9 protein-coding genes are annotated in these 11634 nt (G+C 71.1%); 1 reads left to right on the top strand and 8 read right to left on the bottom strand.

Annotation, left to right across the window (positions count from 1 at the left end; all coding sequences use genetic code 11):
* Positions 1–104 precede the first annotated feature (104 nt).
* The 8 genes from ACFWN1_RS27090 to ACFWN1_RS27055 all read right to left on the bottom strand — a co-directional run bounded on the left by ACFWN1_RS27090 (position 105) and on the right by ACFWN1_RS27055 (position 10796).
* A complete protein-coding gene (locus ACFWN1_RS27090; RefSeq protein ID WP_100572095.1) occupies positions 105–686 on the bottom strand; it encodes an ATP/GTP-binding protein in 582 nt (193 codons plus the stop codon).
* Entirely contained in the window at positions 667–1230 is a 564-nt protein-coding gene (locus tag ACFWN1_RS27085) for a DUF742 domain-containing protein (protein ID WP_384367198.1), read from the bottom strand. Before ACFWN1_RS27085 ends, ACFWN1_RS27090 begins: the two co-directional genes overlap by 20 nt.
* Positions 1231–1323: 93 nt before the next feature.
* Complete coding sequence (locus tag ACFWN1_RS27080) at positions 1324–1737, bottom strand: roadblock/LC7 domain-containing protein (RefSeq protein ID WP_384367195.1); 414 nt, start codon at positions 1735–1737, stop codon at positions 1324–1326.
* Positions 1738–1747: 10 nt separating this feature from the next.
* Positions 1748–5170, bottom strand: a complete 3423-nt coding sequence (locus ACFWN1_RS27075; protein WP_384367192.1) for a nitrate- and nitrite sensing domain-containing protein — start codon at positions 5168–5170, stop codon at positions 1748–1750.
* A 378-nt stretch (positions 5171–5548) separates the two neighbouring features.
* A complete protein-coding gene (locus ACFWN1_RS27070; protein WP_030808427.1) occupies positions 5549–6124 on the bottom strand; it encodes an ATP/GTP-binding protein in 576 nt (191 codons plus the stop codon).
* Positions 6105–6503: a DUF742 domain-containing protein gene (locus ACFWN1_RS27065; RefSeq protein ID WP_030808431.1), complete on the bottom strand. Its 399-nt coding sequence runs from the start codon at positions 6501–6503 to the stop codon at positions 6105–6107. Before ACFWN1_RS27065 ends, ACFWN1_RS27070 begins: the two co-directional genes overlap by 20 nt.
* A 111-nt stretch (positions 6504–6614) precedes the next feature.
* A complete protein-coding gene (locus tag ACFWN1_RS27060) occupies positions 6615–7028 on the bottom strand; it encodes a roadblock/LC7 domain-containing protein (protein WP_020128762.1) in 414 nt (137 codons plus the stop codon).
* A 9-nt stretch (positions 7029–7037) separates the two neighbouring features.
* The gene (locus ACFWN1_RS27055; RefSeq protein ID WP_384367188.1) at positions 7038–10796 is read right to left on the bottom strand and encodes a nitrate- and nitrite sensing domain-containing protein; all 3759 of its coding nucleotides are present in this window, start codon (positions 10794–10796) and stop codon (positions 7038–7040) included.
* 599 nt (positions 10797–11395) lie between these two features.
* Between ACFWN1_RS27055 and ACFWN1_RS27050 the strand changes: the two genes are divergently transcribed.
* Entirely contained in the window at positions 11396–11590 is a 195-nt protein-coding gene (locus tag ACFWN1_RS27050) for a hypothetical protein (RefSeq protein ID WP_384367185.1), read from the top strand.
* Positions 11591–11634 lie beyond the last annotated feature (44 nt).

The raw sequence follows: 11634 nt of genomic DNA, 5'->3' as shown, positions 1-11634 counted from the left end.
GTCCGCTCCCCTCGGAGCGGACGGGGCCCTGTCACATCCGCCGCGCTCCTGGTACGACAGAGGGGCCCCCTCCGATATGGAGAGGGCCCCTCGGCGTGGACCGGTTACCGCAGGCGGGCCATGAGGGCGTGCTCGACCAGGGTGATCAACGCGCTCTTGGCGTCCGCGCGGTGGCGGGCGTCCGTGGTGATGATGGGGGCGTCCGGGCCGATCTGAAGGGCCTCGCGGACCTCGTCGGGGTTGTAGGGCTGCTGGCCGTCGAAGCCGTTGAGGGCGATGACGAACGGCAGGCCCGAGTTCTCGAAGTAGTCGACCGCGGGGAAGCAGTCGGCCAGGCGCCGGGTGTCGACCAGCACGATGGCCCCGATGGCGCCGCGTACCAGGTCGTCCCACATGAACCAGAAGCGGTCCTGACCGGGCGTACCGAAGAGGTACAGGATCAGGTCCTGGTCCAGGGTGATGCGGCCGAAGTCCATGGCGACGGTGGTCGTCGTCTTGTCCCCGGTGTGGGTGAGGTCGTCGATGCCCGCCGACGCGGACGTCATGACGGCCTCGGTACGCAGCGGGTTGATCTCCGAGACGGCGCCCACGAACGTGGTCTTGCCCACGCCGAAGCCGCCCGCCACCACGATCTTCGCCGAGGTGGTGGAGCGGGAAGGACCGCCGCTAGAGCTTGCGAAGTCCACTGAGCACCCTTTCGAGCAGTGTCACGTCTGGCTGGCCACCGGCGTTCTCGTCGCCGCCGGGCTGATGGATGGCGACCAGGCCCGCCTCCGCCAAGTCGGCGACGAGAATCCTGGCCACGCCGAGGGGGATCGTCAGCAGGGCCGAGATCTCGGCCACCGATTTGATCTCCCGGCACAGGTTGCAGATCCGCTGATGCTCGGGCAGCTGGCCCTGCATCTGGTGCGGTGCCGCGGTGGTGTGCACCAGCGCCTCGATGGCGAGCTGGTAGCGCGGGCGGGTCCGGCCGCCGGTCATGGCGTACGGACGCACCAGGGGGTTGCTGGCGGCGGACGGGGACGCCGAAGGCTCGGGGCGCCGCGCCGGCTGGGTGCGTGGGGCCGGCGGCTGGTCGTACCGCGAAGGGCCGGGGCCCTGTGGCGCGTACGGCTGCCGGTGGGCCGGGGCGGAGGGGAAGCCGTACCCGTTCGCCGAGCCGCCGTCCTGTCCCTGTGCGGGACCGTACGACCAGTTGCCCGAAGACGGACCGCCTGGGGGTGTTGCCACTTTCTCCTCCTCCGACTGTGCCGGGCACCATCGCTGTGGAGCCGCGTCCCAAGACCTTACGGCCCCGGGACACGAACGCGCACCGTCCGCTTGTTAGTTGAGAAGGCTTCCCTGGAGTTCCGCCCGAAGATCCGGGGTCAGGACCGTGCCCGCGCGGTCCACCAGAAGAGCCATCTCGTACCCGATGAGGCCGATGTCCGCATCCGGGTGGGCCAGAACCGCGAGTGACGAACCGTCGGACACGGACATGATGAACAGGAATCCCCGCTCCATCTCCACCACCGTCTGGTTCACGCTGCCCCCCTCGAAGATGCGGGAAGCGCCTGCCGTCAGGGACGTCAGACCGGACGCGACGGCCGCGAGCTGGTCGGCGCGGTCGCGGGGGAAGCCTTCGGACATCGCCAGAAGGAGTCCGTCGGCGGAGACCACCACGGTGTGGGACACACCCGGAGTGTTGTCCACGAAGTTGGTGATCAACCAGTTAAGGTTCTGTGCCGCCTGGCTCATCGGGCTCACACTAACGCTCCTGGTCGTAGGTGCTGTCAGGCCCACCGTGCTGCTGGCTGGTGGCCTGGCCGTTCGTTTCACTGCCTGCGCTGCGTCCGCGCTGGACTCCTCGGCGCAGATTGCTCAGCCTGCCCCGGACGTCCTCCGGGGCGCGGGAGACCTGTGGGCCCCCCTGAGGGGTGCTCTCGGCGGTGCCCTCGACCAGGTTGGCCTTGGGCACCCGCCGCGGCAGGCCGGAGGGAGTGACCCCGCCCGCCTTGGGCTTGCGAAGCTGCGAAGCCTGCTGCCACCGCTCGTCGTTGGCCGAACGCCAGTCGTCGGTGGCGGTACCGGTGCCCGTGCCGTTCCCGGCCGCAGCGGCCTCCTGACCGCCGTGCGAGGCGCCGTGCGAGCCGCCGTTCGCGGCACCGGAGCCGTTCAGACCGCCCGAACCGTTGAGCCCGCCCGTGCCGTTCAGTCCGCCGGAGCCGTTGACCCCGCTCGGCGCGAGGCCGCTCGAACCCAGTCCGCTCGGACCGTTCAGGTTCAGTCCGGTGGCACCGCCCGTCGGGGCCGAGCCGTTCGCACCGCCGCGGCGGGGCAGGCCCGCGTTGGTCGTTCCGCCCGCCGGGGGACCGGCGGGGGCCGGCCGCTCGAAGCCGCCGTGGGCGCGCTCGGGCTCGGCGGGCCGGGCCGGCGCCTGCTCCGCGGCGTACTGGTCCGGGTAGCCGTTCTGGTAGGCGTTCTGCTGGGGCCAGTCGTCCGCGAAGGACTGCCCCTGGCCCTGCCCCTGCGCCTCGTACGGGCCGCCGAAGGCGTCGGCGGCGGGGGCGTTCTGGCCCTGCTCGGGGTAACCGGACTGCGGGTAGCCGCCGTTCGCGGGGAAACCGTCGTGCTGCGGCGCGCCGCCGTCCTGCCCGAAGTACTGCTCGTCGTACGCCGGCTGCCGCTGCTCCTGGTACGCCTGCTGCTCCTGGAACGTATCGGGCTGCGCCTGGCGCTGCTCGGGGAAGCCCGAGCCGTTCTCGGCGTAGCCGCCGCGCGCCGCCTCGAAGCCGTCCTCGTAGCCCGGCTGCCGGCCCTCGTCCTCGCCGTGCGTCTGGGCCTCCAGCGCCGCCCGGCGCTCGTCGCGCCCCAGGGAGCGGCCCACGGGGTCCAGATCCCGGATGTCGTCCGGGACCTCGTTGTAACGGCTGTCGTCGAAGCCCAGCTCCGCCGCCGTACGCATCGGCTCTACCTGTGCCTGCGGCTGCGGGCTGAAGCTCTCCTCGGCGAACTGCTGCTCCGGGATGATCTGCGAGACCGTGAACTCCTCGCGGTCCAGCTGCGTCTCGCCGCCACCACCGTGGGTGATCGCGTCGGGCAGCATGACCAGGGAGGTCGTACCGGCCTGCTCGCCCGAGGGGCGGAGCTGGACGCGGATGCCGTGCCGGTCGGACAGCCGGCCGACCACGAACAGGCCCATGCGCTGGGAGATCGCGGCGTCCACGGTCGGCGGGTTGGCCAGCTTGTGGTTGATGTCCGCGAAGTCCTCGGCGGTGAGGCCGATGCCCTTGTCGTGGATCTCGATCATGACGCGGCCGTCGGGGAGACGGGTCGCGGTGACGCGGACCTTGGTCTGCGGGGAGGAGAACGTGGTGGCGTTCTCCAGCAGCTCGGCGAGCAGGTGCACGAGGTCGGTGACCGCGCGGCCGTGGATCTCGGCCTCCGGGACGCCGGACAGCTCGATGCGCTCGTACTGCTCCACCTCGGAGGAGGCGGCGCGCAGGACGTCGACCAGCGGGACCGGCTGGTCCCAGCGGCGGCCGGGCTCCTCGCCGGCGAGGACCAGGAGGTTCTCGCCGTTGCGGCGCATACGGGTGGCCAGGTGGTCCAGCTTGAAGAGGTTCTCCAGCTGGTCCGGTTCGGCCTCGTTGTTCTCCAGGTCGGTGATGAGGGTCAGCTGGCCCTCGATCAGCGACTGGTTTCGGCGCGACAGGTTGGTGAAGATCGCGTTGATGTTGCCCCGCAGCAGCGCCTGCTCGGAGGCCAGCCGCACCGCCTCGCGGTGGACCTGGTCGAAGGCGCGGGCGACCTCGCCGATCTCGTCCTTGGTGTTGATCGGGATCGGGGCCACCCGGGTGTCGACCCGGCCGGGGTCGGTACGGGAGAGCTGGTCGACCAGCATCGGCAGCCGCTGCTCGGCGATGCCGAAGGCGGCGTTGCGCAGCTGGCGCATCGCGCGGCTCATCTGGCGGGCGACCGTACCGGCCAGGATGAAGGCCAGCAGCAGGACCAGGATGACGGCCACACCGGTGATGATCGCGGAGTTGCGGGCGTCGTCGGCGATGCCGGAGGCGTCGCTCACCGCCCGGCCGGCCATGTCCGACTCGATGGAGCGATACGCCTTGAACTTCAGGGTGTTGACCGCCCACCAGTTGGCCGGCGTGATGCCCTGCGTGGCGAGCTGCTGCCGCTCGGCGGGGTCGGTCGAGCTGATCCCGACGACCGCGGCGACCATCTTCTGCGGGTCGGACGGCGGCGCCTTGTAGGAGGGGTCCTTGGACTTGGCCTCGGCGACCAGCGCGGCACCCTGGTTCTGGATGTCGCGCTTCTCCTGCTCCAGCCGGTCGGCGTCGGCCTGGGTGCCACCACCGACGTACTCACCGGCGGCGATGCCCTCGAGGTAGGCGTAGGAGGAGAGCGCCACCCGCTGGCTCGCCAGGTTCGGCGCGTCCGGGCCCGGCTTGACCAGCATGTGCATGCCGAGCGCGCGCTCCAGCGACAGCGCGGACTTCATCAGGGAGACGGCGTAGACGCTACGGCCGTAGGACGTGATGTTGCCGGTGCCCAGGCCCAGCTCGTTGGCGAACTCCATGAGTGGGTGGGCGACCCTGACGTAGCCTTCCTCGGTCTGGGCGCCGGTGAACTTCGGGCCGTAGGCGCCCGCGCGCAGCGTCTGCAGGAAGGGCTCGCTCTGGCGGAACAGCTTGAGCCTGCGCTCCAGACCGGGCTTGGCCGGCATGTTCTGGGCGGCGGCGCTGAACGCGCCGGCGGCCTTGTCGGTGTTCTTGCGGGCCGCGTCGACCACGGCCTTGTCCTCGGCGGTGCCCGCCTTGCCCTTGAGCAGCGGGGCGGCGCTGATGTCACGCTCGTTGTACAGCGCGTCGGCGTAGGAGAGGGACGCCTGCACCAGGATGGCGGTGTTCTCCGCGTCCTGGGCGTCCTGCCAGGTGTCGATCGAGTTCTTCACCTGGAAGCCGCCCAGGGCGAGGGCGACCAGCACAGGTATGAGCAGGATCGCGTTCAGCCTGGTCGGCACTCGCCAGTTGCGCGGGGAGAAGCGGCCCCCGCTGGACGCGGGAGCGGCCTCCGGCTCCGGTCCGGCCACCACTGGGGTGGGCGCCGCAGTGCGCGGCGGCGGGGTGAAGTTGCCCCGTGCCGACGGCTCGGGACCGTTCTTGCTTCGCCTCACTCGACCAACAACCTCTCGGCGGGTCGGCACCTGTCGTGCCGCAGTCTCTTCAGAGCCCGGTTCCTCTTCGACCACTCAGTACGTCTTCGACTCCTGGGCAGTTCAGGCATTCCAGCACGTGTACCTGGGCAGTAACAAACGGGGGAGGTGTCGGTGTAAACAACAGATGAAACGGGTCAATACCGAGCGAGCCCCACAAAAGGCAGGGGCTTTGTGAGCGCAGCGGCACCGGCCGACCGCGTCGCGTGGCGAAGCGTGCGATTTCCTCTGCCGAACTGTTATGAACACCGGAGCCGACCGTGTCAAAGGCCACAGCCGGCTCCGGGTGTGCTACTGCAACTGCCCTACGGCAGATTCGACTTGAGTCCCACCGCGGCCCTATCGCAGACGGGCCATGAGGGCGTGCTCGACCAGGGTGATCAGCGCGCTCTTGGCGTCCGAGCGGTGCCGGGCGTCGGTCGTGATGATCGGCGCGTCGGGACCGATCTGGAGCGCCTCGCGGACCTCGTCGGGGTTGTAGGGCTGCTGGCCGTCGAAGCCGTTGAGGGCGACGACGAAGGGCAGACCCGAGTTCTCGAAGTAGTCCACGGCCGGGAAACAGTCCGCGAGCCGGCGTGTGTCCACCAGCACCACCGCGCCGATGGCGCCGCGTACCAGGTCGTCCCACATGAACCAGAAGCGGTCCTGACCGGGCGTACCGAAGAGGTACAGGATCAGGTCCTGGTCCAGGGTGATGCGGCCGAAGTCCATGGCGACGGTGGTCGTCGTCTTGTCCCCGGTGTGGGTGAGGTCGTCGATGCCCGCCGACGCGGACGTCATGACGGCCTCGGTGCGCAGCGGGTTGATCTCCGAGACGGCGCCCACGAACGTGGTCTTGCCCACGCCGAAGCCGCCTGCCACCACGATCTTGGCGGAGGTCGTGGCCCGCCCCGAGTCAGAGCTTGCGAAGTCCACTGAGCACCCTTTCGAGCAGCGTCACATCGGGAGCGCCGCCGTTGTTCTCGTCGCCGCCCGGCTGGTGAACGGCGACCATGCCGGCCTCGGCGAGGTCGGCCACCAGAATGCGGGCCACGCCCAGGGGCATGGCCAGGAGCGCGGAAACCTCCGCGACCGACTTGACCTCCCGGCAGAGGTGGCAGATGCGCTGGTGCTCCGGGAGCATTCCCATCAGCGCTGCCGGGTCGGCCGTGGTGCTGATCAGCGCCTCGATGGCGAGCTGATAGCGCGGCCGGGTCCGGCCACCGGTCATCGCGTACGGACGTACCAGTGGCTGGTCGCCCTCATCGCCGTACGGTTCCGCGTACGGATCATGAGAGGCGTTGGGCGGGGTCATGAATCCTCCGGGCGGGACAGCAAGTTGGTCAGTCGTGCCGTCTGACAGGGCCGGTGGGGGGATTGTGGCGGCCGGACGGTTGTTTCGTGGGGCGGGTGGTGCCGGGGTGGATCAGTGGAGCAGACTGCCTTGGAGTTCGGCGCGCAGGTCCGGGGTGAGTACCGCACCCGCGCGGTCCACGAGCAGGGTCATCTCGTAGCCGACCAGGCCGATGTCGCACTCGGGGTGGGCGAGGACCGCGAGGGACGACCCGTCCGAGACGGACATGAGGAACAGGAAGCCCCGTTCCATCTCGACCACGGTCTGCGCCACGCTGCCGCCCTCGAAGATCCGGGACGCCCCGGCCGTGAGAGAGGTCAGCCCGGAGGCGACCGCCGCCAGCTGGTCGGCGCGGTCCCTGGGGAACCCTTCGGACATCGCCAGCAGAAGGCCGTCGGCGGAGACCACCACCGTGTGCGACACCCCTGGGGTGTTGTCCACGAAGTTGGTGATCAACCAGTTCAGGTTCTGTGCCGCCTGGCTCATCGGACTCAACTAACGCTCCTGCTGGTGAGTGGGGCTCGGGAAGCTGCCGGTCTGGCCGCCCCCGGCCTGACGGCCCTGAGCGATACCCCGACGAAGATTGGTCAGCCGGCCGCGTACGTCGTCAGGCGCACGGGAGACCTGCGGACCGCTGTGGTGCTGTTGCTGCTGTGCGGTGCCCGGGACGAGGTTCGCCTTGGGCACACGGCGCGGCAGACCGGAGGTGGTGACACCGCCTGCCGCTGGCTGCCGTACGCGCTCCGCCTGCCGGACGAGTTCGTCGTTCGGGGAGGTGCGCCACGAGCCGGTGGTGGACGACGACTGCTGCGGGGCGGGTGTGGGGGCCTGCGCCTGCGGCTGCCGGGAGACGGCGGCCGGAGCGGACTCCGCCTGCTGCTCCTGGTGGAACCAGTTGGTCTCCAGCGTGTCGTACACCGGGGTACGGCCGTCGCCGGTGCTGCCGGGCGGGGCCGGAGGCAGCGCCCAGTTGTCGGCCGGCGCCTGACGCGCCGGACGCTGCGGGGCGGCGGGCCGCTGCTGCTCGAACTGGCCGGTGTCACCGGCCTGGTCCTGCGCGCTCCGGCCGTTCTGGTGCTGCGCCGGGCGGGCGGGCAGCGCGTGCTGGCCGGTGTTGCCCGCCTGGTACGCGTCGAAGCCCTGCGGGACCGGGAACTGGCCGGTGTTCTGCGGCGCCTGCTGAGCCTGCCGGCCCCGCGGTCCGCCGAACAGGTCGGGGCGGGTGTACGTCTCGCCGCCCTGCTGACGGCCGTGGCCGCCCGCCTGCTGGGCGCCGGGCTGCTGGTACTGGCCCGTGCTCTGCGGGTCGCCGGCGCCGGGGCGCTGGAACTGGCCCGTGTGCTGGGCCCCGTTGGCGCCGGGGCGGGCGAACTGCCCGGTGTGCTGCTGCTGGTCGCCCGCGCCGTACAGGTCCTGACGGGCGAAGCCGCCGGTCCGCGACGGGTCCTGCGCGTCGATGCGGGGCATCTCGGCGGTGCCGCCCATGCCCTGCCGGTCGTCGATGCGCGGCATGCGCGAGGTCTGCGCCGGGTCCTGCTCGTCGTGGCCGCGCGGCACGTCCAGCGAGGCACGCGACTGCGGGTTGCCGCCGGGCAGTTCGGCACGCGGGCCGCCACGCGGCGGCAGCTGCGGCTGGCGCCCCTGCTCGGCACCGGCGCCACCGCGCTGCGGCTGCTGCTGCGCGGGGCCGCGGCCGCCGAAGGCGTCCTGCTGCGGGCCGCCCGGGTGCGCGGTGTGCATGCCCTGCGGGGCGCCCGGAGCCTGGCCGGCGGGGGCCGGACGGTGCTGCTGGTTCTGCTGGAAGGCGCCGGGACCCTGCGGACCACGGCCGCCACCGGGGCCCCCTGGACGGCCGCCGTTCTGGCCGGTGCCGGGCAGCGCCGCGCGCGGACCCTGGCCCGCGCCGACCTGGCCGCGCTGGCCGGGGCCGCCGGCCAGGAGTCCGCCACCGGCCGGAGCGCCGCCGAGGGCACCGCCGCCACCGCCGTTGTTGCGGCGGGCGGCCGCGGCACCGGCCGCGGCCTGCGCGGCGGCCGGACCGCCACCGGCGCCGACGGCGCCGGCCTTGCCCGGAGCGGGCTTCTTGCCGCCCTGCGCGACATCGACGGGCAGCATGACCAGCGCGGTCGTACCACCGGAGTCGGACGGGCGGAGCTGGATGCGGATGCCGTGCCGCTGGGACAGCCGGCCGACCACGAACAGGCCCATGCGGCGGGAGACCGACACGTCCACGGTGGGCGGCGCGGCCAGGCGCTCGTTGATCGCGGCGAGGTCCTCGGGGGAGAGGCCGATGCCGGTGTCGTGGATCTCGATCAGCACGCGGCCGTCGGGCAGCGCGTGACCGGTGACCTTGACCTTGGTCTGCGGGGAGGAGAACGAGGTCGCGTTCTCCAGCAGCTCGGCGAGCAGGTGCACAAGGTCGTTGACGACGCGGCCGGCGACCTCGGTGCCGGGCACCGACGCCAGCTCGATCCGCTCGTACTGCTCCACCTCGGAGGCGGCGGCGCGGAGCACGTCGACCAGCGGGACCGGCCGCGTCCAGCGCCGGCCGGGCTCCTCACCGGCGAGGACGAGGAGGTTCTCGCCGTTACGGCGCATGCGGGTCGCGAGGTGGTCGAGCTTGAACAGCGAGGACAGCTGGTCCGGGTCGGCCTCGCGGGACTCCAGTTCGGAGATGAGCGAGAGCTGACGCTGGATCAGACCCTGGGAGCGGCGCGAGAGGTTGGTGAACATCGCGTTGACGTTGCCTCGCAGCAGCGCCTGCTCGGCGGCGAGCCGGACCGCCTCGTGGTGCACGTCGTCGAAGGCCGCGGCCACCTGGCCGATCTCGTCCCGGGAGTGCACACCGACCGACTCCACGGAGGTGTCCACGTCCTGCGGGTCGGACTCGGAGAGCTGCTTGACCAGCTCGGGCAGCCGGTCCTGGGCGACCCTGGTGGCGGTGTCCTGGAGGCGGCGCAGCGAGCGGATCATGGACCGGGCCACGACGAACGCGCCGACCAGCGAGACGCCGAGCACGAGCAGGATCAGCACACCCGAGATGATCGCCTCCTGCTCGGAGGTCGCCTTCAGCTCGCGGGCCTTCTGCTCCATGCTGTCGAGCAGCTCGTGCTCGATCTTCTTCATCTGCTGGATCTTGGTGGAGCTGTCGTCCACCCAGTCCAGGTACGAGCGCGCCGGCTGGCCCGCCAGGCCGTCGCGGGACTCGAAGACGCGCTTGGCGTAGAGGTCGGCCGCCTGGATGGTCGGGTTGTTCTCGTCGATGGGCTTGAGGATCTCCTCGGCGCCCTGGCTCGCGTAGACCTTGCGGAAGATGTTGAGCTCGGAGCCCTCGCTGTCGTACGCGGCCTCGCCGTAGAGGCGGTCGTTGGTCGACAGGTCGCCCTTGGTGGCGTTGCTGGCGGGCAGGGCGGCCGCGATGACGGCTCGCTGCACCGACGCGTACTCCTTGGCCGTGGAGAACGCGGCCAGGGCGCGGGTGCGCTGGATCATCTCGGGGTTGCTCGACGCCTCGGCCATGTCCTGGGAGAGGTCGATGAGCTGGGTGATCAGACGGTGGTACGACTCGACGGTCTGGGTCGAGTTGCCCTCGGAGGTGTACGCGTCCCGGCGGATCTTGCCGAGCGCGTCCAGCTGGGAGACCAGGCCGACCAGGGTGTCGCGGACGCCCTGGAGGTTGCCCTCCCTGCTCGCCGAGTCGATCTGCTCGGCGGAGTCCTCGAAGGTCTTTTTCGCGTTGTCCGTCTTGTCGCGGAAGCCCTTGACCGTGTAGTCGGACGACTTGAGACCGTGCGCCAGCGGACCGGCGGACTGGTCGCGCTCCTCCTGGAGGGCGGCGGCCAGCTCGGTCGCGCGCTGGGTCATCTCGGTCAGCAGCTTCATGTTGTCGAGCTGCTTGATGTCGTCCATCGAGTCGCCGATGCGCAGACCACCGAGCGTGGTGGCCGCGACCACCGGCAGCGCCAGCAGCGACACCAGGCGGGTGGAGATGCGCCAGTTGCGCAGCGCCAGCCGGGAGCCGGTGCTGGGCGTGGTCCTGGCGGACTTCGCGACGGGCGTCGCGGTCACGGACCCGGTCGCGCCGGCCGGGGCCGGGGCGCCGGGGCGTCCCGCGCGCTCGCCGCTGTCGCCGGACGGTGCCTTGCCGGGGCTCTGGGCGTGCTGGTGCGAGGAGCCGCCGGCCATGGGGGCAGTCCCGCCGTGCGGCTCCGGCTCGGCCGAAGCGCTGCCATCCCTCTTGAAACGTCCCTGCACTAGCGTCGCAACCTCTGGACCAGGCGCCCCCCCGGGTGAACGGCGGGACACGGTGTCGGCGTCATGAAGGGCGCCCTGAATACGCCCCCCGTGTGGTCTTGAGTGACCGGCGCTTGATTCCCCCTGTCTCACCGCCACTCGGAGCGGCGTCGCGCCCCCTGCGCCGGCTCGATCCTGCGGCGGTCCGTGGCATTCCAGCACAGTGCCGGATCTCCAACAAGGGAGGCAGCCCGAGCTGTGACCTAGGTGACCGCGTGTGATTCGGATGTCACGAGGGGTGGAGGTGGATCACGCGCATAGGAGGGCATTTCCGGCGAGTCGATCGCCTGTACGGGTCACTCGAACGGTGTCCCAGTCGCCATGATCAGGAGCGGAATGGTGGGTTCGGGCGGTCAATGTCCGTTTCGCCACCGGGGATCGCGGGCCCGAATTGGCTGTTTTGCGGACCGGCGAGTGAGCAAACTCACACGCTGATCATGAGTGGTTCATCTCCGTGACGGGGATTCGCATGTTTAGCCTGACGCTTTACAGGACGAGCGGCTCTGCCCATTTCCCCGCTCAGCCCCCCATCCCCGACACAAGGCCACAGGACGACAACGGTGAAGACGACGATGATGTTCCAGACGACGGCGAACCCGCGACGCACGACGCTGGCACACCTCAAGGACGCCGGCGAACTGCAGATCGCCGAGCTGCCCGAGCACCCCGCCGACCTCCCCGACCGGACCGCCAACCCCCGGCGCACCATCCTGATGGAGCTCCCGGCCTCCGCCGTGGCCGAGGCCGGCGTCTGACTCGCGCAAGGCCCGCCCGAGCGCGGCCCGGCGGACCGTCCACC

This window comes from Streptomyces sp. NPDC058459 (genome assembly GCF_042721685.1).
Taxonomy (GTDB): Bacteria; Actinomycetota; Actinomycetes; order Streptomycetales; family Streptomycetaceae; genus Streptomyces.
The sequence above is the reverse complement of the archived record's forward strand: the minus strand, read 5'-3'. Positions and strand labels throughout refer to the sequence as shown.

What these genes read in the sequence shown, in the direction of transcription:
- ACFWN1_RS27080 (WP_384367195.1), bottom strand. Translation starts at nt 1,737, where the DNA reads ATGAGCCAGGCGGCACAGAACCTTAACTGGTTGATCACCAACTTCGTG.
- ACFWN1_RS27065 (WP_030808431.1), bottom strand. Translation starts at nt 6,503, where the DNA reads ATGACCCCGCCCAACGCCTCTCATGATCCGTACGCGGAACCGTACGGC.
- ACFWN1_RS27060 (WP_020128762.1), bottom strand. Translation starts at nt 7,028, where the DNA reads ATGAGCCAGGCGGCACAGAACCTGAACTGGTTGATCACCAACTTCGTG.